Source organism: Allocatelliglobosispora scoriae (assembly GCF_014204945.1).
Lineage (GTDB): Bacteria > Actinomycetota > Actinomycetes > Mycobacteriales > Micromonosporaceae > Allocatelliglobosispora > Allocatelliglobosispora scoriae.
On sequence record NZ_JACHMN010000003.1, the window covers coordinates 1392337 to 1413363 of the forward strand.

Here is a 21027-nt window from a genome sequence, read left to right on the forward strand (position 1 = left end):
TCATGGCACCACGACGGTTGCGTCTCGACGCCGAACTGGTCCGCCGTGGCCTCGCCCGCTCGCGCGAGCAGGCCGCCGCGCTGATCGAGGCGGGCCGGGTCGAGGTCAGGGGCCAGGCCGCCCGCAAGGCTGCGGCCATGGTCGACACCGCGGACGCCGTGCGCGTCACCGAACCCGTCGGTGACGAGTACGTCTCCCGCGGGGGTCACAAGCTCGCCGGTGCACTCGACGCGTTCGCCCGCGACGGCCTCACCGTCGCGGGACGGCGCTGCCTCGACGCCGGTGCGTCCACCGGCGGCTTCACCGACGTGCTCCTGCGCCGCGGCGCCGCGCGGGTCGTCGCCGTCGACGTGGGGTACGGGCAGCTCGCCTGGCCCCTGCGCACCGACGACCGGGTGGCGGTCCTGGAGCGGACCAACGTCCGCACGCTGACCCCCGAGATCATCGACGGTGTCGTCGAGCTGACCGTCGCCGACCTCTCCTTCATCTCGCTGCGTCTCGTCCTGCCCGCCCTCGCCGCCTGCACCGACGGGGATCTCGCCCTGATGGTCAAGCCGCAGTTCGAGGTCGGCAAGGAGCGGGTCGGGTCCGGTGGCGTGGTGCGGGACGCCGGTCTGCGTACCGACGCGGTGTTGTCCGTCGCGGCGGCCGGGCTCGCGCTGGGGCTCGGTGTGGCCGGCGTGGTCGCGTCGCCCCTGCCCGGGCCCTCCGGCAACGTGGAGTTCTTCCTCTGGTTCCGCCGGGGCGCGCCCGAAGCCGACCCCGAGCACGTGCGTGCCGTGGTCGAGGCCGGACCCGCGCCGGTATCGTCTGGTGACCCGGAGGGTTCATCCGATGATCCGGTCTCGTGAGGCGGAGGGCTGATGAGGCAAGCGCTGCTCGTGACCCACACCGGGCGCAAGGACATCACGGAGATCGCGCGGACGGTCGCGGGTGACCTGATCGATGCCGGTTTCCGGGTGCGGGTCGTCGCCGAGGAGGCCGCCGACCTCGACCTGCCCGGCGTCGTGCCGATCACCGGGCCGCAGGCCGCCGACGGGGTCGAGATCGTCATCGCCCTCGGCGGCGACGGCACCCTGCTGCGCGCGGCCGAGCTCGCCCGGCCCTGCGGGGCGCCGCTGCTCGGCATCAACCTCGGCAAGGTCGGCTTCCTCGCCGAGGCCGAGATCGGCGACCTGGACAAGGCGATGCGCGACGTCGTGCGGCGTTCCTACACGGTGGACGAGCGGCTCACCCTCGATGTCGTCGCCGAGCTCGGCGGGCGGGAGCTCGCCCGGTCGTTCGCGCTCAACGAGGTGAGCGTCGAGAAGGGCCGCGCCCGGATGCTCGAGGTGACGGTCGATGTGGACGGTCGGCCGCTGTCGCGGTACGGCTGCGACGGCGTCCTGTGCGCCACCCCGACCGGCTCGACGGCGTACGCGTTCTCGGCCGGCGGTCCCGTGGTCTGGCCCGAGGTCGAGGCGATCATCGTGGTCCCCAACAGTGCGCACGCGCTCTTCAGCAGGCCGCTCGTGACGGCGCCCACCTCGGTGATCGCGATCACCGTCGAACCGGTCGCGGCGGCCGCCCTGCTCTGCTGTGACGGGCGCCGGACGTGGGACCTGCCCGCCGGGTCCCGCGTGACGGTGCGCCGGGGTGAGCTGCCCGTACGGGTGGTGCGGCTGAGTCCGCGACCCTTCGCCGACCGGCTCGTGGCGAAGTTCGCCCTCCCCGTCGTCGGCTGGCGCGGCCAGGGCTGATCACTCGTGTACCCACAATTGTGGGTACACGAGTAGCATCGAGGTCGTGGATGACCGGGAGCCGTTGACCGTGCGTGAGGCCCTAGATCAACTATCGGGCATCCTGGAGGGCTTCCGGCAGGGCAATGCCGGTCCCGTGGCGATCGGGTCGCACCGGCGCAGGGAAGCCGTGCTGGTTCCGGCGGCGCTCTGGGATGCGCTCGCGGGAAGCCGCCGCGAAGCGGTCGATCAGACAGACGCGTCCCTTCGGCTGGAAGGGCTTTCGCGAAGCCATTCGGCACGTCTCATCAGCGACAGCTATATCCGCGGTGAGATCGACGTCGACGAGATGGTTCGACGGACCGTCCTGCTGCACGCGCGCCCGGACACCAACCTCGCATGACCTACGATCCCTACCTCGATCGCACTACCGGAATCCTCATCAACAAGCTCGGCATCACCGAGGACGGGCCGTTGCGCAGGGCGGCAGCGGACATCTCCGCCGCGAGGCTCGACGAGATCGCTGCCCGGCCGATCGCCGGCGGTTACGACCTTCCCCACCTGCAGCGATTCCATCGAAAGATCTATGGCGACATATTCCCGTGGGCAGGCGAGCTCCGTACTATTCCGATCTTCAAGGACACCGGATTCTGCCTGCCGCAGCACATCGTGAGCTACGCGGATTCGGAGTTCTCCAAGCTCAGGGCGGAGGATCATCTGCGAGGGCTTGGTGTGGCGGCGTTCGTCGATCGTCTGGCGTATTACCACGCCGAGATCAACGAGATTCATCCGTTCCGGGAGGGCAACGGACGTGCTCTGCGCGCGTTTCTCCGCCAACTCGCTCGCGAGGCGGACTATCGCCTGGACTGGACCGTCGTGAACCCTGAGGACAACCACGCTGCGGCGCTGGCCGCTCACGGCGGGGATCTAGAACCGTTGCAAGCCCTCTTGACCAGGGTGGTCAGGCCGCTCTGAACTCCCCGAATGTGGTAACCGCACAGCCCGGGCGCGCGAATGTCAGACGGTCGGACTAATGTCTGCACCTGTGCTGGAGGAGTTGCGCATCACCGGTCTAGGCGTCATCGAGGACACGACTCTCCCGTTTACCCGAGGGATGAACGTGATCACCGGTGAGACCGGTGCTGGAAAGACGATGGTGGTGACCGGGCTGGGCTTGCTGTTCGGTGGCCGAGCCGACGCCGGTCGGGTGCGTGCCGACCCTGGCCGAGCCACCGTCGAGGGGCGCCTGCGCCTCAATGCCGACACCGCCAAGGCCGTCGCGGCCCGGGTGATCGACGCGGGCGCCGAGCCCGACGACGACGGCACGCTCCTGCTGAGCCGCACGGTGACGATCGAGGGCCGTTCGCGCGCCCACGTCGGCGGCCGTTCGGTGCCGGTGTCGCTGCTCTCCGAGGTGGGGGAGCAGGTCGTCGCCGTCCACGGCCAGTCCGACCAGCTCCGGCTGCTGCGCCCGGCCGAGCAGCGCGGTTCGCTCGACCGGTTCGCCGGTCCGGACCATGAGAAGCTGCTCGCCCACTTCCGCGAGGTCCACACGGCCTGGCGCAAGGCTGAGGACGACCTCGCCGACCGCCGCCGCAACGCCCGCCAGCGCAACCAGGAGGCCGATCTCCTCAAGCTCGGCCTCGACGAGATCACCCGGGTCGACCCGCAGCTCGGCGAGGACGAGGAGCTGCGCAACGAGGCACAGCGCCTGGAGCACTCCGAGGGCCTGCGGACCGCCGCGAGCATCGCCCACCGGGCCATCGGCGGCGGCGCCGAGGCCGACGCGGAGGACGCGGGCAGCATGCTCTCGACCGCGCGCCGCACGCTGGAGGCGCAATCCACCGTCGACACCAAGCTCGGTGAGCTGGCGCTGCGGCTGGAGGAGGCGATCTCGCTCGTCGGTGACACGGCGGTCGAGCTCTCGGCCTATCTGGCGAGCCTCGACGCCGACCCGGCCAGGTTGCAGGAGATCTATGAGCGCCGGGCCGCGCTGCGCGCCCTGACGCGGAAATACGCCGACGATGTCGACGGTGTCATCGCCTGGGCCGAGCGGGCCAAGGAGCGCCTGACGCTGCTCGACGTCTCGGACGAGGCGATGGAGGAGCTCGACCGCGAGCGCCAGCGCCTCGCCACCGAGGTGGCGATCCTCGCTTCGGCGGTCCGGGCCGCCCGCGTCGCCGCGGCCGCTGCCTTCGCCGACAAGGTGACGGTCGAGCTGGCCGGGCTGGCGATGCCGCACGCGCGGATCGAGCTGGTCGTGGCGCCCCGCAAGGGTGCCGGTGGCGAGCCGACGCTCGTCGTCGACGGCGACGAGTGCGGCGTCGGTCCCGATGGTGCCGACGAGATCGAGATGCGCCTGATGGCGCACCCGGGCGCCCCGTCGCTGCCGCTGCAGCGCGGTGCCTCCGGTGGTGAGCTCTCGCGCGTCATGCTCGCGATCGAGGTCGTCTTCGCCGGTGCCGGTGGCCCGCCCACGCTCGTCTTCGACGAGGTCGACTCGGGCGTCGGCGGCACGGCGGCGGTGGAGATCGGTCGCCGCCTGGCCCGCCTGGCCCGCAGCCACCAAGTCCTCGTCGTCACCCACCTGCCCCAGGTGGCTGCCTTCGCCGACCGGCACCTCGTCGTCTCCAAGGACACCAGCGGCGCCTTCACCACCAGCGGCGTGCAGGTCGTCGAGGAGGGCCAGCGTGCCCGTGAGCTGGCCAGAATGCTCGCCGGTCTGCCCGACTCCGACCTGGGCATCGCGCACGCCGAGGAGCTGCTCTCGGTGGCCGCACGGGAGCGCTCAGCCTGACGGCCCGACCCGGCGGGCCGAGCGGGCGGGCGGCAGCGCCGACGGTCGGCCATGGTCGGGGTCGATGGCCGACCCCGACAGGTGGTGAACGATGGGCGATGTCTGGCGGGTGATGTGGCACACGTCGTGCCTGACTAGGTGGCACAGGGATGCCAATCGGGGACATGTGAGTCAGTTGTGACAACACCGTAAGCATGTCGAGTAGGCATGGTTACGCCGGTCATGCCAGGATGGCCACGATGCGTCTTCCCACCTTGCGCCGGACCCGGAGCGCCGAACCGGGCACGTTAACGGGCACCGCCCGCCTTGACAGGCGGACCAAGCGGCTAGCCGGTCGGTTGCGTGCGGGCGATCTCGCCGTGATCGACCATGTCGATATCGATCGTGTCGCGGCCGACTCGCTTGTCGCGGTCGGGGTGGCAGCGGTCCTCAACGCGAAACCCTCGATCTCGGGTCGCTATCCCAACCTGGGTCCGCAGGTGCTGGTCGAGGCGGGCATCCTCCTCCTCGACGACCTCGGCGAGGGGATCTTCCAGCAGGTGCGCGAGGGCGATCAGCTCCGCATCGAGGGCAACACCGTCTTCCTCGGCGACGAGCCGGTGGCGCACGGCGTCCGCCAGGACACCGAGTCCGTCGCCAAGGCGATGGTCGACGCCCGCGAGGGTCTCTCCGTGCAGTTGGAGGCGTTCGCCGCCAACACCATGGAATATCTCAAGCAGGAGCGGGAGCTGCTGCTCGACGGTGTCGGTGTGCCGGATGTCGTCACCGCGATCTCCGGTCGGCACTGCCTGATCGTGGTCCGGGGCTATGACTACAAGGCCGACCTCGACGTGCTGCGCCCCTATATCCGCGAGTTCAAACCGGTCCTGATCGGTGTGGACGGCGGTGCGGACGCGCTGGTCGAGGCGGGTTACACGCCCGACATGATCATCGGCGACATGGACTCGGTCTCCGACGACGTGCTGCGCTGCGGTGCCGAGGTGATCGTGCACGCCTACCCCGACGGGCGGGCGCCGGGCATGGCCCGGATGCACGAGCTCGGGGTGCCGGCGACGACCTTCCCGGCGGCGGCGACGAGCGAGGACATCGCGATGCTGCTCGCCGACGAGAAGGGCGCGTCCCTGATCGTGGCGGTCGGCACGCACGCGACGCTGGTCGAATTCCTCGACAAGGGCCGCGGCGGCATGGCGTCGACCTTCCTCACCCGGCTGCGGATCGGCGGCAAGCTCGTCGATGCCAAGGGGGTGAGCCGCCTCTACCGGCAGACGATCTCCGGTTCGTCGCTGCTGCTGCTGGTGCTCTCCGCCATCGCGGCGATGGGTGCCGCCGTGGCGGTCTCCACCATCGGCAAGGCCTACCTCGCTGTGGTCGCGGAGTGGTGGGACAATGTCATGTTCCAGTTGCAGAAGCTGTTCTAGTCGGTGCTGATAGCAGAGCGGGATTCCTGAACGTGATCAATTTCCGGTACCACGTGGTCTCACTGACGGCGGTTTTCCTCGCCCTCGCCATTGGCCTGGTGGTCGGCACTGCCGCGCTCAACGGTCCTGCGGCCGACTCGCTCAACGAGAGCATCTCGTCGATGCGTAAGACCAACAACCAGCTCCGCGAGCAGGTGCTCAATCTGGAGAACGAGGCCGGCCGCAAGGGCGACTACGTCATCGAGTCGGCGCCCTACGTGCTCGGCGGCAAGCTGACCGGGCACCGCCTGGCGGTCGTGTCCTTCTCGTCCGGCCGCGACTACGTCGAGGGCATCTCGGCGCAGCTCACGACCGCCGGTGCGAAGATCACCGCCACGGTGGCGCTGCAGGACAAGTTCACCGACCCGAAGAACAACGCCGAGCTGATGGACCTCGCCGACAACGCGCTGCCGCCGAGCCTGAGCGCGTCGACGCTGCCGGGCAACAGCGACGGCGTCGAGACGGCGAGCGCGCTGCTCGCGGCGGTGCTGCTGGACCGCACGCCGCCGCTGCCCGCCGCCGACATCCGCTCGGTCATCACCGCCTTCACCAAGGCCGGTTACCTGAGCGTCGAGGGCACGCTGACCGGCCCGGCCGAGGCCGCGGTCATGGTGTCGGGTGCGCCCTACGTCGACAGCGAGGCGAAGCGCAAGAACGACGCCGTCGTCACCACGGTCGAGCAGTTCGACAACGCCGGTCTCGTCACGGTCGCGGGCGCGCTCAGCGGCGACGGCAATGTGGTCTCGGCGGTCCGGGGCGACCCGCGGCTCGTCAAGACGATCTCCACTGTGGATGACGCGCCGACGGCGCAGGGTCAGGTGGTGACGGCGTTGACCGCGTGGGAGCAGCTCACGCAGGGCAAGGTCGGGCAGTACGGTGTCGGCGCGGGCGCTACCTCGCTGATGCCTAAACTCCCCTCATGAGTCTTTTCCGGAAGGTCGTGGTCGCCGGAGCGGGCGCCGGTCTCGCGGTCGGCGCGCTGCGCTGGCTGCAGGCGTCCCCGCGCGCCAAGGACCTGGAGCGCACCAACTTCCGGGGCCGCACGGTGACCCTCGCCGGTGGCCCGGCATACGCGGTCTCGGCCGCCGTCAGCAGCGCCATCGGTGCGCCCGACACGTCCAGTGCCGTCGCCGCCCTCAGCGTGGGCCTCAGCGCGGGCGCGGTCGGCCTCTATGACGACATCGTGGGCAACGACCCCGGCCAGCGGGTCAAGGGCTTCGCGGGCCACCTGGGCGCCCTGCGCGAGGGCAAGGTGACCAGCGGCCTGATCAAGGTGGCCGGGATCGGCGCGGCGGGGCTGCTCGCTTCGTCCCTGATCACCAAGGGCGGGCGTGGCGGCCTGCGGACGGCGGCGAGCGTGCTCGTCGGCGCCGGCGTCATCGCGGGCTCGGCCAACCTCGCCAACCTGCTCGATCTGCGCCCCGGCCGGGCGATCAAGGCCGGGCTCATCGTCGGCACCCCGCTGGTCGTGGGGGAGCACGGCGGCATGGCGGCGGGTCCGCTCGGCGCCGCAGCCGGGCTGGTGCGGTTCGACCTCGGAGAGGAGATCATGCTCGGCGACAGCGGCGCCAACGCCCTGGGGGCGCTGCTCGGCACCGCCTACGTGGCGCGCACCGGCCTGCTCGGCCGGCTCGTGGCACTCGCCGGTCTCGGCGCGCTCACGGCGGCGAGCGAGCGGGTCAGCTTCACCAAGGTCATCGAGGCGACACCGGGCCTGCGCGAGCTCGACGCGCTGGGCCGCCGGTCCGCCTGAGCCACCCCGGGATGTCAGGCAGGATCGGCCGGGCCGCGGCGCTCATCGCGGTCCTCACCATCGCGAGCCGCCTCGCCGGCTTTCTGCGTACGTTCGTGCTGGCCCGATCGGTCGGCGACACCGATCTCGGTGACGTCTACGTGCTCGCCAACACGATCCCGAACATCGTCTTCGAGATCGTCGTCGGCGGTGCCGCCGCGGCGATGGTGGTGCCGCTGCTGGCGGGCGCCGTCGCCGCCGACGACCGGGCGGCCGCGGGGCGGGTCACGTCGGCCCTGCTGACGTGGATGGCGGCGATCCTCGTCCCGCTCGCCGTGGTCGCGGCGGTCGCGGCGCCGCTGATCGTCGCGGCGGTCGCCGACGCGGGGGCCACGGCGCAGGAGCTGGACACCGCTACCCGGATGCTGCGGATCTTCGCGGTGCAGGTCCCGCTCTACGGCGTCGGGGTGGTGCTGACGGGGGTGCTCCAGGCGTACCGCCGATTCGCCTGGCCCGCCCTCGCGCCGCTGCTGTCGAGCGTGGTCGTGATCGGCGCCTACCTGCTCTTCGCGGCCGTCGACGGCCGCGCGCGCGGCCTCGACGGCGCGTCGGACCTCGGCATCGCGATCCTCGCCTACGGCACGACGCTCGGCGTCGTCGTCCTGAGCGGCTGCCTGATCCCGCCGGTGCTCGCGCTGCGCGTGCGGCTGCGGCCCACCTGGTCCTTCGACAACCCCTCGGCGGTACGCAGTCTCGCGCTCGCCGGTGCCGCGACGGTCGGTGCGCAGCAGGTGTCCCTGATCGTCGGCCTGAAACTGGCCCTGGCCGGACCCGCCGGGACGGCGCTGCTGTTCAACGTGGCGCAGACGGTCTACCTGCTGCCGTGGGCGATCCTGGCGGTGCCGCTCGCGACGGCCGCCTACCCGACGCTCGCGCTCGCCGTGGTCGGCGGCGACGAGGCGGGCTACCGGTCGACGCTGGCCCGCACCGCCCGCAGCGTGGTCCTGCTGAGCTGTCTCGGCCAGGCGCTGCTGGTGGGCGTCGCCGGCCCGGCGGCGGCCTTCCTCGTGGAGGACCGCGACGGCAACGTCGCCCGGCTCGCGGCGGGGATCGCGTCCTTCGCGCCCGGACTCGTCGGCTACGGCCTGATGGCGCTGCTCACCCGTGCCCTCTACGCCCGGCACCGCCAGCGCGACGCGGCGGTGGCGACGCTGATCGGCTGGGGCGTGGCGGCGGTGGCGATGCTCATCCTCGCGGCGGTGCTCCCGTCCGAGCAGCGTCTCGTCGCGATCGGCCTCGGCACGTCACTGGGGATGCTCGTCCTCGCCGGGGTGCTGCTCGGCAAGGTCGGTGGGCTGCCCGGGTTCTGGCGGGCCGCCGGTGCCGGTGAGCTCGCGGCGCTCGCGGGCGCGGTGGCAGGGATCCTGGTCGTCACGGCGCTGGGTCACGGGCCGGGCGGTGGAGGCGGGCCGGGCGCGTGGGTGGCTACCGTGACGGGTGGGCTACCGTCGGCGTGGCCCGCGTTGATCGCCGTCGGCGCGGTGGCGGCGCTCGCCGTCGCGGTGGTGTTTACCGTGGTGGCAGCTCTTATCGACGGTGGAGACACCCGGACAATGGCGTCGGGGGTGTGGTCGCGGTTGCGGCGCAAGGCGAGGGGGATGACTCGATGACCGGGCATGTAAGCCGGGGGGAGCGCAGCGAGGCTTCCGGTGCGGGGTCGCAGCTCGGCGCGGTGACGCTGGTCCTGGCGTCCAGCACCGGCGGGATCGGTCAGCACGTGGCCGCGCTCGCGGACGGGCTGGTCGCCGCGGGCTGCGCGGTCACCGTCTGCGGTCCGGCGACCACCGAGACCCGCTTCGGCTTCACCGCACGAGGCGCCACCTTCTACGCCGTGGAGATCCCGGCGAGCCCGACCCCGGGCGACCTGCGCGCGGTCCGCGTCCTGCGCCGCACCCTGGAACGCTCCCGTCCCGACATCGTGCACGCGCACGGACTGCGGGCCGGATTCACCGCCGCCGCGGCCCGCCCCGCCTGTCCGCTCGTGGTCACCTGGCACAACGCGCCGCTGCGCGGTGGCGTGCGGGGCGGCGTGCACGCGCTGCTCGAGCGCGTCGTCGCCCGGGCCGCCACGGTCACCCTCGGCGCCTCGGCCGACCTGGTCGACCGGGCGGTCGCCGCCGGTGCCCGCGACGCCCGCCTCGCCGAGGTCGCGGCACCCCTGCGGCACCAGTCGCGGCGCTCGCGCGGTGCGATCCGGGCCGGGCTCGGTGTCGCAGCCGACGCGCCGCTGATCCTCTCGGTCGGCCGCCTGCACGCGCAGAAGCGGTACGACGTGCTCGTCGCCACCGCCGCGAAGTGGCGCGGCTTGACACCGCAGCCGGTCGTCGCGATCGCCGGCAGCGGCCCCGCCTACCTCGACCTCGCCGCGCAGATCTCCGCCGAGCGCGCCCCCGTCCAACTGCTCGGCCACCGCGAGGACGTGCCCGATCTCATCGCCGCCGCCGACCTCGCCGTCGTCACCAGCGATTGGGAGGCCCGGCAGCTCTTCGCGCAGGAGGCCCTCGCCGGTGGCCTGCCGCTGGTCGCGACCCGGGTGGGTGGCCTGCCGGAGCTCGTCGGCGACGCGATGGCCGACGCCGACGGCGCCGCGATCCTCATCCCGCCCGCCGACCCGGTCGCCCTCGACGAGGCGGTCCGCAAGCTCATCGCCGATCCCGCCCTGCGCGCCGACCTCGCCGCGCGGGGCAAGCGCCGTGCCGCGACCTGGCCCGCCGCCGCCGAGATGGTGACGCAGACCCTCGCCCTCTACCGGGAGCTCGCCGACCGTGCGCCGGTCGCCTCCGGGTCGTCGTCCGAGCCGGAGACCGCGTGATCCGACTGATATCACCCTCCCGATGGGTGAGCAGCCGCGCCGCGCCCCTCGTCACGGCCATCGTCATCGGACTCGTCGGCACGGTCGGCGCCACCATCCGTCCCGCCAGCGGGGCGCAGGAGCACATCGCCGTCGCCGACAACCGGGCGGATTACGTCATCATCGCGGGCGCACCGGGCCTGCGCTGGGAGGATGTCAGCCCCGAGGCGACGCCGACGCTGTGGCGCCTCGCCGAGCACGGCTCGATCGGCTCGATGTCGGTGCGCTCCGCCCGCGACACGACCTGCCCGGCCGACGGCTGGCTGACGCTCGGCGCGGGCAACTACGCCGCGCGCAGCTCGGAGACGGTCGTCGAGCGCTGCCCGCCGATGGATGTGACCATCACCCGTCCCGACAAGATCGGCGCGGTCCTGCCCGACCAGCGGCTCATCGTCGACCAGGCCCGCCGGGACCGGTGGGGCGCCGTCCCCGGCGCGCTCTCGGAGTCGGTGCGCTGCACCGTCGCCGTCGGCCCGGGCGGCGCGATCGCGGCGGCCCGGCAGACGAAGCTCACCGTCGAGGGCGTGCCCACCTTCGGGCGGGTCGACCGCTACGTGCCGCGGCTGCCCGCCGACTCCGCCGAGGGCGCCGAGCTGCTCTCCTCCTGCGTACTCAGCATCGTCGACCTCGGCACCGTCGACGCCGAGCCCGATCCGGCCCATCCGGCGGTCACCCCCGAGCAGGTCGCCGCCGCCCGTGCGGCGCAGGTCAAGGCGGTCGACGCCAACCTCGCCGCGCTGCTCGCCGCTCGCCCCGCCAAGTCGGCGATCGTGGTCGCCGGGCTCGCCGACACCAGCGTCGACCGGCGGCTGCACGTGGCGGTGATCGACGGACCCGGCTGGGATGGCGGGTGGCTCACCTCGTCGGAGACCGGCCGCGACGGCTATGTGCAGCTCATCGACGTGGCCCCGACCGTACTCGACGTGCTGCGCAAGACCGCGCCCGCGAAGCTGCTGCGGGGCTCGTCGATCGTCGCGGCCGCCGGGCGCCCCGATGACCTGGCGGTCGGAGTCGAGGTCCCGACCGACGCGGACCGGGAGGCGCGAGCGCAGCGCTCGGTCGGCGCGTGGTTCTTCGGCATCCTCGCCGGCCTGCAACTTCTGATCTTCGCCGTGGTCGGGTTCCTGATGCGGCGGGCCTACGTGCACGCCGGGATGCCCCGGCCGGCCGTGCCGCACAGCTGGTGGCGGTGGGGCGAGGTGGCGCTGGTCGCGGCGGCGCTGGCGATTCCGGTCGCGCTCGCCAGCGACGCGATCCCGTGGTGGCGCACCGGGCAGCCCGGCTGGGTCTTCGCCCTGATGGTCGGCGCGGGCACGGCCCTGGCGACCTTCATCGTCTGCCGGGTGCCGATCTACCGGCGTACGCTCGGCCCGGCCGGCCTCATCGGCGCCCTCGCCGCGCTCGTCGTCGGTGTCGACCTGCTCACCGGCGCGACACTCCAGCTCAACGGCGTGGCGGGTTACTCGGCGCTGGAGGGCGGCCGCTACTCCGGTCTCGGCACCGTGGGCCTCGGCGTCTTCATCGCCGGGGTGCTGCTCGCCGCCGGGTGCCTGGCCCAGATCGTCGCGCGCCGCTGGCGGCTGCCGCTCGTCGCCGCGATCGGCGGTCTCGGCGTGGTCGCCGTCGGCTCGCCCTACCTCGGCGCGGATGCGGGCGGCGCGGTCGCCCTGACGGCCGGTGTCTGCATCACCGCCGCCATCTGCACCGGCGGGTGGCTCACCTTCTCCCGGCTCGCCTGGGGCGTCGTGACGGGCCTCGCCGTGACCGGCCTCTTCGCGCTGCTCGACCTGCGGCGTGCCGAGGCCGACCGGGGCAGCCTCGGCCGGTTCCTCACCCAGATCTCCGACGGCACCGGCGGCCTCACCGTCAACCGGCTCGGCGTCTCCAACGTGGTGGCCTTCGCGACGAGCCCGCTCACGCTGCTCGCCATCGGCGCGGCGGTCTTCGTCTGGTCGGCGCTGCTGCGGCCGTGGGGCGGGCTGAAGCGGCTCTTCGGCGTCTACCCGGCGGTCCGGGCCTCGGTCGCCGGGATCGCCGTGGCGACCGTCATCGCCGGGCTGCTCGGGGGTGCCGCGCTCATCGTCGCGGGCTCGGCTGCCGCCACCTGCGTACCGCTGCTGGCACTCGGGGCGCTGCGGGTCCGCGAGCACGCCGAGGACCGTACCCCCGGGGCTCCGGAGACGACCGACGCGCCGGTGCTCGCCGGCGTGACCGTGAGCGGCGACGAGGCCGCGTCCGACAGTGACATGCAACACCCCAGGCAGATCCGGGACGTTTCGTGATCAGCAAAACCACAACGTGTTAGGGTCAAATCCCGTGGATCGCGCCAGACATATCTTCGTCACCGGAGGAGTTGCCTCCTCCCTCGGCAAGGGCCTAACCGCCTCCAGTCTCGGGAATCTTCTGACCGCACGCGGCTTACGCGTCGTGATGCAGAAGCTTGACCCCTACCTCAACGTCGACCCCGGCACGATGAATCCGTTCCAGCATGGCGAGGTCTTCGTCACCGAGGACGGCGCCGAGACGGACCTCGATGTCGGACACTACGAGCGGTTCCTCGACCGCGACCTGTCCGGCAAGGCCAACGTCACCACCGGCCAGATCTACTCGGCGGTCATCGCCAAGGAGCGCCGGGGAGAATATCTCGGCGACACGGTGCAGGTCATCCCGCACATCACCAACGAGATCAAGGCCCGGATCCGGGCGATGGCCGAGCCCGACGAGCACGGCCTGCGCCCCGATGTGGTGATCACCGAGGTCGGCGGCACCGTCGGCGACATCGAGTCGCTGCCCTTCCTGGAGGCGATCCGGCAGATCCGCCACGACGTGGGCCGGGACCGGGTCTTCTACCTGCACGTCTCGCTCGTGCCCTATCTCGCCGCCTCCGGCGAGCTCAAGACCAAGCCCACCCAGCACTCGGTCGCGTCGCTGCGCAACATCGGCATCCAGCCCGACGCGCTGGTGCTGCGGTCGGACCGCGACATCCCGCCGGCGATGAAGCGCAAGGTCGGGCTCTACTGCGACGTCGACGACGAGGCGGTCATCTCGACGCCCGACGCGCCGAGCATCTACGACATCCCCAAGGTGCTGCACCGCGAGGGGCTCGACGCCTATGTCGTGCGCCGCCTCGGGCTCTCCTTCCGGGACGTGGACTGGACCTCCTGGGACGACCTGCTGGACCGGGTGCACAACCCCGACCACGAGATCTCGGTCGCGCTGGTCGGCAAGTACATCGACCTGCCCGACGCCTATCTCTCGGTCACCGAGGCGATCCGGGCGGCCGGCTTCGGCCACCGCGCCCGGGTGAAGCTGACCTGGGTGCCCAGTGACGACTGCGGGACGCCGGAGGGCGCGGAGAAGGCGCTCGGCCAGGTCGACGGCGTCGTCATCCCCGGCGGCTTCGGCGTCCGGGGCATCGAGGGCAAGATCGGCGCGATCCGCTACGCCCGGGAGAACCGGATCCCGCTGCTGGGACTCTGCCTGGGCCTGCAGTGCATGACGATCGAGGTGGCCCGCAGCCTCGCCGGGATCGAGGGCGCCAACTCCTCGGAGTTCGCCGACCAGGTCACCGATCCGATCATCTCCACCATGGCCGACCAGGAGGAGATCGTCGCGGGCAAGGGCGACCTCGGCGGGACCATGCGGCTCGGTGCCTACCCGGCGAAGCTCGTGCCCGGCTCGCTCGTCGCCGAGGCCTACGGCACGACGACCGTCTCCGAGCGGCACCGGCACCGCTACGAGGTCAACAACTCCTACCGGGACGCGCTGACCGCCGCCGGGCTGCAGATCTCCGGCACGTCGCCGGACGGGCGTCTCGTCGAGTTCGTCGAGCTCGACCGGGAGCTGCACCCCTACTTCGTCGCCACCCAGGCGCACCCGGAGCTGAAGAGCCGGCCGACCAGGCCGCACCCGCTCTTCTCCGGTTTCGTGAAGGCGGCGATCGCGTACTCCACTCCCGCTGTGGCGGAACCGGCTTAGACTCCGTCGCTCTAGGATGGCCAGGTGACGCACACCTACCCTGTTCGCTCCACTAAGGAGCAGTTCCGCAACAACATGTTCCACATCGTCACCGACGAGGTGGAGATGTCCGACGGCGCCGTCCTGGCGCGCGATTACATGGTGCACGTCGGTGCGGTCGGGGTGGTGGCGCTCGATGACGAGGACCGGGTGGTGTTGGTACGCCAGTACCGCCACCCGGTCCGCCAGTTCCTCTGGGAGCTGCCCGCCGGGCTGATCGACGTCGCGGGGGAGGGGCTCGCCGAGGCGGCCCTGCGCGAGCTGACCGAGGAGGCGGACCTGATCGCCGAGTCGGTGATCCACCTGATCGACATCCACCCGACGCCGGGCTGCTCCAACGAGCGGATCCGGCTCTTCCTCGCCCGCAGCCTCACCGAGGTGCCGGTCGAGGAGCAGCACGAGCGGCACGGCGAGGAGATCGACATCGAGGTGCGCCGGGTCCCGCTGGCGCAGGCCGTCCAGATGATCTTTCGTGGCGAGATCACCAACGGGGCGGCGGTGGCCGGGATCCTCGCGGCTGCCAACCTCGTGCGGCTCGAAGAGTGAGCGAGCGGTCCTCGCGGCTTACAAACTGTCAATAGACATGGCTGGCGTCTGACGAAGTGTCGGGCTTTCGCGCTGCTCAGCGGTTTTAGACTCGGCGCCGCGGGGGAAATGTGAGAGTGGCAACGGTGCCACAACTCCCTCCCGCGGAGTCGAGGAAGGTGTCGGACGTGTTGGTCGGAATCCCCCGCGAGGTCAAGAACCACGAGTACCGGGTCGCGATCACGCCCGCCGGAGTGCACGAGCTGGTGCGCAACGGGCACGATGTCGTTATCGAGGCCGGAGCCGGCCGCGGCTCCTCGATCAGCGACGAGGAGTACGCCGTCGCCGGCGCGAAGATCCTCGGCACCGCCGACGAGGTCTGGGCCTCCGCCGACATGATCCTCAAGGTCAAGGAGCCGATCGCGGAGGAGTACCACCGCATGCGCGAGGGCCAGGTGCTCTTCACCTACCTCCACCTCGCCGCCTCCAAGCCATGCACCGACGCGCTCGTCGACCGCAAGGTCACCGGCATCGCCTACGAGACCGTCGAGGTGCCCGGCGGCCAGCTGCCGCTGCTCGCCCCGATGAGCGAGGTCGCCGGACGGCTCGCCCCGCAGGTCGGCTCGCACTACCTGCTGCGCGCCCAGGGCGGCCGGGGCATCCTCCCCGGCGGCGTCCCCGGCGTGCGGCCCGCGAAGGCGGTCGTCATCGGTGCCGGTGTCTCCGGCATGAACGCCGCCGTCATCGCGCAGGGCCTCGGCTACGAGGTGACGATCCTCGACCGCAGCGTCAACGCGCTGCGCAAGGCCGACCAGCAGTTCCACGGCCAGGTCCGCACGGTGATGTCCAACGCCTACGAGCTGGAGCGCGCCGTCCTCGAGGCCGACCTCGTCGTGGGCGCGGTCCTCGTGCCCGGTGCCAAGGCGCCGACGCTCGTCTCCAACGAGCTCGTCTCCCGGATGAAGCCCGGCAGTGTGCTCGTCGACATCTCGATCGACCAGGGCGGCTGCTTCGAGGACTCGCGGGCCACCACGCACGCGGATCCCGTCTACAAGGTCCACGGGTCGATCTTCTACTGCGTCGCGAACATGCCCGGCGCGGTGCCGTTCACCAGCACCTACGCGCTGACCAACGTCACGCTGCCCTACGCCGTCGAGCTCGCCAACCACGGCTGGCGCGACGCGCTGCGGCGGGACCCGGCCCTGGCGCTCGGCCTCAACACGCACGCGGGCGAGATCGTCTACGCCCCGGTCGCGGAGGCCCATGGCCGGCCGGTCCGCCCGCTGGAGGAGGTCCTGGCCTGAGCACGTCGTCGATCGGCGAGGTGATCGGGGCGTACCTCGATCACCTCGCCGTCGAGCGCGGGCTCGCGGGCAACACGCTGTCCGCGTACCGCCAGGATCTTCACCGGTACGCCGAGGCGCTCGCCCTCGCCGGAGTGACCTCGCTGCGCGAGGTGGCCGCGACCGATGTCGCCGACCACCTGGCCCGATTGCGTGCCGGGGACACCGATCGCCCCGCCCTGCGCGCCTCGTCGGCGGCGCGGGCCGTCTCCGCCGTCCGGGGCCTGCACCGCTTCGCCCTCGACGAGGGGCACACCGCGATCGACCCGGCCGCCGACCTGCGCCCGCCGACGCCGGCCCGCCGACTGCCCAAGGCGCTCGATCTCACCGATGTGGAGCGGCTGCTCGGCGCCGCCGACCCCGAACCCGGGCCGCGCCGCCTGCGCGACACGGCGCTGCTGGAATTCCTCTACGGCACCGGCGCGCGCATCTCCGAGGCGGTCGGCTGCGCGGTCGACGATGTCGACATCGACGCCGAGACCGTCCTGCTGCATGGCAAGGGCGGCAAATCCCGGCTCGTGCCGATCGGCGGCTATGCCCTCGCCGCCCTGGGTACCTACCTCGCCGACGGCCGCCCGGTCCTCGCCCGGGCCGGCCGGCGACCATCGCCGGCCGTCTTCCTCAACGCCCGCGGCGGTGGTCTGACCAGGCAGAGTGCCTGGCTCATCCTGCGGCAGACCGCCGAGCGGGCGGGCCTCGACGGCGAGGCGATCTCCCCGCACACGCTGCGCCACTCCTTCGCCACGCACCTGCTCGACGGCGGCGCCGATGTCCGCGTCGTGCAGGAGCTGCTGGGCCACGCCTCGGTCACGACCACGCAGATCTACACCCTGGTCACGGTGGACAGATTGAGAGAGGTCTACGCCCTGTCCCACCCCCGGGCGCGATAGAAGACACGCCAGGTGGTGTGACCGGCCACAGTGGGGGAAAGTGGCGTACAGTCGGGCGACGGCAGGTGTGGAGAAGGGCGCAGGACTCTAGACTGATCCCAGAGCCGTCGGGGAAGGGCGGAACATGTCAGGCGACAGGGCGGACTCGTGGACCTCGACTCTGCGCGCTCAGCAGTCCACTCTGGACCTGGGGGCGGACCTCGGTCCCGCCGATCCGTCTGCCTATACGGTGCGCAAAGAGATCCCCGAGCCGATGCCGACCGATCGGCACGGCCCGGCCCGGATCATCTCGATGGCCAACCAGAAGGGCGGCGTGGGTAAGACCACGACCACCATCAACCTGGGCGCCGCGCTCGCCGAATACGGCCGCAAGGTTCTCGTCGTGGACTTCGACCCGCAGGGCGCGCTCTCCGTCGGCCTCGGTGTCAACCCGCACACCCTCGACCTCTCGATCTACAACCTGCTGATGCAGGACGACATCGCGATCGAGGACGTCATCATCAAGACCGACGTCGCCGGTCTGCACCTGCTGCCCGCCAACATCGACCTCTCCGCGGCCGAGATCCAGCTCGTCAACGAGGTCGCCCGGGAGATGGCGCTGGCCCGGGTGCTGCGCGGCATCCGCAAGGAGTACGACTTCATCCTCATCGACTGCCAGCCGTCGCTGGGCCTGCTCGCGATCAACGCGCTGACGGTCAGCCACGGCGTGCTGATCCCGCTGGAGTGCGAGTTCTTCAGCCTCCGCGGTGTCGCGCTGCTGCTGGACACGATCGACAAGGTGCGCGAGCGGCTCAACTTCGATCTGGAGTTGGAGGGCATCCTCGCCACGATGTACGACTCTCGGACGACCCACTGCCGCCAGGTGCTCCAGCGGGTCGTCGAGGCGTTCGGCGACAAGGTCTACCAGACGGTGATCACCAAGACGGTGAAGTTCCCCGAGTCGACGGTGGCCGGGGCGCCGATCACGTCGCTGGACCCGGCGTCGTCGGGTGCCCGCAACTACCGGCAGCTGGCCCGCGAGGTCATCGCCCAGCAGGACGCCCGCTAACCGGTCCTGTGCGTTGCTCGCCGTCATGGCGACGGATGACGCACACGTTCACGGGCTCCTCACCTGAGGAGTCGGCTGACCCGGTCGCGTACGTGTTCCGGCTGGATCTCGGCGAGTGGCAGCCAGACGACATCGTGGACCTCCTCGGCCTGCAGGCGTACCTCTGCCTTCCCGATCACGGTGAACACATACCTGACGTCGAAGTGCCGGTGTCCGGGCTCGCCCTTGGCGTCGTTGGCGGGGATGGGGTGCACATCGATGTCGACCGGGGTCTCGTCCACAAGCGTCAGCCGATCGGCGGGGATTCCGATCTCCTCCTCGACCTCGCGGGCCGCGGCGCCGACGAGACTGGTGTCCTCGTCCTCCAGGTGCCCGCCGGGGCGCAGCCAGGCCTGCAGTACGTTGTGACGGATGTGGACCACCTGCTGAGCTGCGTTCACGACGACGGCCGAGCAGGTGACATGGCCGGTGAAAGTCTTCCGGGATGCGATGTCTGTGCCCTCGGCCAGCGCCGTGCACAGCGGCTCCAGGCGTGCTGCGTCGCCGGGGTGGCGATCCAGGTAGGCGGCGACCACCCGGGCGACCTGATCGGTGTGGATCATCGACGTACTCCTGTCGAAGACGGCGGTGCGGAGCTGCGATGATTATGGAGGAGACCTTCACCTGGCGGGTCGGCATATGGTGCGACCCGCCATGCCGCGTCGCCAGGCGGGAGACCATCACGGTCGTCATTTAGGATGAGTGCGATGCCAAGGGTTACGGTCTTCCGATGACCGCTGTCCCCGACCAGACGCTGACGCCCGAAGCCGCGGCGTCCGAGCCGGTCGTGGACGGCCGGTTCCGGGTGCGCCTGATCAACTTCGAGGGCCCGTTCGACCTGCTGCTCCAGCTCATCGGCAAGCACAAGCTCGATGTCACCGAGGTCGCCCTGCACACGGTGACCGACGACTTCATCGCCCACATCCGCTCCATGGGCGACGACTGGGACCTCGACGAGGCGAGCGAGTTCCTGGTGATCGCGGCGACCCTGCTCGACCTGAAGGCCGCGCGGCTCCTGCCCGCCGCCGAGGTCGAGGACGAGGAGGACCTGGAGCTGCTCTCCGCCCGGGACCTGCTCTTCGCCCGGCTCCTGCAGTACCGCGCCTTCAAACAGGCCGCCGCCTACCTCGCGGAGCTCGCCGAATCCGGGCAGCGCCGGTGGCCGCGCTCGGTGCAGCTGGAGCCGCGCTTCGCCGACGCGCTGCCCGACCTGGTGCTCGGCATCGGTCCGGAGCGCCTCGCCAAGATCGCCCTGCGGGTCTTCACCCCCAAGCCGCCGCCGGCTCTCGTCTCGGTCGCGCACATCCATCAGGTACGCGTCAGCGTGCCCGAGCACGCCGAGCGGATCCGGGAGCGGCTGCGCAAATACGGCAAGGCGACGTTCCTCGCCCTGACGGTCGACTGCGAGAGCACACTGGAGGTCGTAGCGCGCTTCCTGGCGCTGCTGGAGCTCTACCGGGCCGGACAGGTCACCTTCGAGCAGCCCGATGCGCTCGGCGAGCTGACCGTGATCTGGACCTACACGGAGGATGCTCCGCCGCCCGACTTCGAGATCGACACCTACGGCGACGACGACGCGGACACGGTCGGCATCGACGACGAGGCCGATTCGGACGATGAGGCCGACGACGTCACCGCAGCCGCCGAGCCGCTCGTGGCCGAGAGCACCGAAGAGAACGAGAGCGCAGGGGACGACGACCATGACACACCCTGAGGATTCCCTCGCCGAGCGCGCAGCCGCCTGGGTGCCGCCATGGCAGCGCGACCCCGAGCCCGTCGCGGCCGAGGAGCGCGCCTCCGCCGCCGAGACGCCGGAGGCCTCCGCCGCAACTCCCCCCGACGGTGCGATCCCCCCCGATGGCGCAACTCTTCAAGAGTTGGTCCCATCGGAGACGGGCGCCGAGCCTGCCGGGGACGAGGAGCCGCCGGTCCGTGCGGTGGTGGCCGAGCCGGAAGCTCCCATCGACGCAGAAGCTCACGCAGCCGATGTCGATGCAGACATCGACTCGGACGAGGACGCGCTGGTCGAGGAACCTGTCGACGCCGAGCCGCAGACCGACGAGCCGGTGGACGCGCTCGCCGTCCCGGCCGAGGCGATCGTGGACGACGAGCCGGAGGCTGCTACTGCCGAGCCGGATACCGCTGAGGACGGCTGGGACTGCATGGCTCCGGAGTCGGGCGAGCCGGACTCGGACTCGCCCGAGCAGGCGACCCCGGTCGCGGTGGAGCCGGAGCCGAGCACGGCGCAAGAGCCCGCCGCGCCGGTAGCAGTGGCGTCGGAGCCGAATACCAAGGCCGAGCCGGAGCTGTTGGACCTGGAGCTTCAGGATCCGGAGCTTCAGGACCTGGAGCTTCAGGACGCGGAGCTGCCGGACGCGGAGCTGCTGGACCCGGTCTCGCTGGAGACCGGCGAGGAAGCGTCCGACGAGGCCGACGCCATAACACCAACTCTTGAAGAGTTGCGCCAGGAGGACGAGCCCGAGCCGGAGCCCGCCGCCGAACCCGAGCCGGCGCCCGTGGCCGAAGCTCTCGAGCCCGTCGCCGAAACCG

At 71.5% G+C, this 21027-nt stretch carries 18 protein-coding genes; 17 read left to right on the top strand and 1 reads right to left on the bottom strand.

What is annotated here, in order from left to right:
- The first annotated feature begins 2 nt into the window (after positions 1-2).
- The 16 genes from F4553_RS32795 to F4553_RS32870 all read left to right on the top strand — a co-directional run bounded on the left by F4553_RS32795 (position 3) and on the right by F4553_RS32870 (position 18438).
- Positions 3-851, top strand: a complete 849-nt coding sequence (locus F4553_RS32795) for a TlyA family RNA methyltransferase (RefSeq protein ID WP_184844038.1) — start codon at positions 3-5, stop codon at positions 849-851.
- A 12-nt stretch (positions 852-863) separates the two neighbouring features.
- Entirely contained in the window at positions 864-1739 is an 876-nt protein-coding gene (locus F4553_RS32800) for an NAD kinase (RefSeq protein ID WP_184844040.1), read from the top strand.
- A 46-nt stretch (positions 1740-1785) separates the two neighbouring features.
- On the top strand, positions 1786-2121 hold the full coding sequence (locus tag F4553_RS32805; RefSeq protein WP_184844043.1) for an antitoxin VbhA family protein: 336 nt from the start codon (positions 1786-1788) through the stop codon (positions 2119-2121).
- Positions 2118-2693 carry a Fic/DOC family protein gene (locus F4553_RS32810; protein ID WP_184844046.1) on the top strand — a complete coding sequence of 192 codons (576 nt, stop codon included), beginning with the start codon at positions 2118-2120 and terminating at the stop codon, positions 2691-2693. Before F4553_RS32805 ends, F4553_RS32810 begins: the two co-directional genes overlap by 4 nt.
- Positions 2694-2763: 70 nt before the next feature.
- A complete protein-coding gene (gene recN, locus F4553_RS32815) occupies positions 2764-4515 on the top strand; it encodes a DNA repair protein RecN (protein WP_184847209.1) in 1752 nt (583 codons plus the stop codon).
- A gap of 239 nt (positions 4516-4754) precedes the next feature.
- On the top strand, positions 4755-5933 hold the full coding sequence (gene steA / locus F4553_RS32820) for a putative cytokinetic ring protein SteA (RefSeq protein ID WP_184844049.1): 1179 nt from the start codon (positions 4755-4757) through the stop codon (positions 5931-5933).
- A gap of 32 nt (positions 5934-5965) precedes the next feature.
- On the top strand, positions 5966-6895 hold the full coding sequence (locus tag F4553_RS32825) for a copper transporter (protein WP_184844052.1): 930 nt from the start codon (positions 5966-5968) through the stop codon (positions 6893-6895).
- Positions 6892-7725, top strand: coding sequence for a hypothetical protein (locus F4553_RS32830; protein ID WP_184844055.1), 834 nt, complete (start codon positions 6892-6894; stop codon positions 7723-7725). Before F4553_RS32825 ends, F4553_RS32830 begins: the two co-directional genes overlap by 4 nt.
- An 11-nt stretch (positions 7726-7736) precedes the next feature.
- Positions 7737-9374: a murein biosynthesis integral membrane protein MurJ gene (murJ, locus tag F4553_RS32835; protein ID WP_184844058.1), complete on the top strand. Its 1638-nt coding sequence runs from the start codon at positions 7737-7739 to the stop codon at positions 9372-9374.
- On the top strand, positions 9371-10576 hold the full coding sequence (locus F4553_RS32840) for a glycosyltransferase family 4 protein (protein ID WP_184844061.1): 1206 nt from the start codon (positions 9371-9373) through the stop codon (positions 10574-10576). Before murJ ends, F4553_RS32840 begins: the two co-directional genes overlap by 4 nt.
- Positions 10577-10602: 26 nt before the next feature.
- Complete coding sequence (locus F4553_RS32845; protein WP_184844065.1) at positions 10603-12897, top strand: hypothetical protein; 2295 nt, start codon at positions 10603-10605, stop codon at positions 12895-12897.
- A gap of 34 nt (positions 12898-12931) precedes the next feature.
- Entirely contained in the window at positions 12932-14593 is a 1662-nt protein-coding gene (gene pyrG, locus F4553_RS32850; RefSeq protein ID WP_184844068.1) for a CTP synthase, read from the top strand.
- Between the two features lie 75 nt (positions 14594-14668).
- Positions 14669-15178, top strand: coding sequence for an NUDIX domain-containing protein (locus F4553_RS32855; RefSeq protein ID WP_184847211.1), 510 nt, complete (start codon positions 14669-14671; stop codon positions 15176-15178).
- Positions 15179-15345: 167 nt separating this feature from the next.
- Positions 15346-16461, top strand: coding sequence for an alanine dehydrogenase (ald, locus tag F4553_RS32860; RefSeq protein WP_184844071.1), 1116 nt, complete (start codon positions 15346-15348; stop codon positions 16459-16461).
- The gene (locus tag F4553_RS32865) at positions 16458-17390 is read left to right on the top strand and encodes a site-specific tyrosine recombinase XerD (RefSeq protein WP_184847213.1); all 933 of its coding nucleotides are present in this window, start codon (positions 16458-16460) and stop codon (positions 17388-17390) included. The genes ald and F4553_RS32865 overlap by 4 nt, the downstream gene beginning before the upstream one ends.
- 124 nt (positions 17391-17514) lie before the next feature.
- The gene (locus F4553_RS32870; protein ID WP_184844074.1) at positions 17515-18438 is read left to right on the top strand and encodes a ParA family protein; all 924 of its coding nucleotides are present in this window, start codon (positions 17515-17517) and stop codon (positions 18436-18438) included.
- Positions 18439-18497: 59 nt separating this feature from the next.
- On the opposite strand, the gene F4553_RS32875 is transcribed toward F4553_RS32870, so the two are convergent.
- Positions 18498-19040: an NUDIX hydrolase gene (locus F4553_RS32875; protein WP_184844077.1), complete on the bottom strand. Its 543-nt coding sequence runs from the start codon at positions 19038-19040 to the stop codon at positions 18498-18500.
- Positions 19041-19207: 167 nt separating this feature from the next.
- Between F4553_RS32875 and F4553_RS32880 the strand changes: the two genes are divergently transcribed.
- Positions 19208-20191 carry a segregation and condensation protein A gene (locus tag F4553_RS32880; RefSeq protein WP_184844080.1) on the top strand — a complete coding sequence of 328 codons (984 nt, stop codon included), beginning with the start codon at positions 19208-19210 and terminating at the stop codon, positions 20189-20191.
- Positions 20192-21027: the final 836 nt, after the last annotated feature.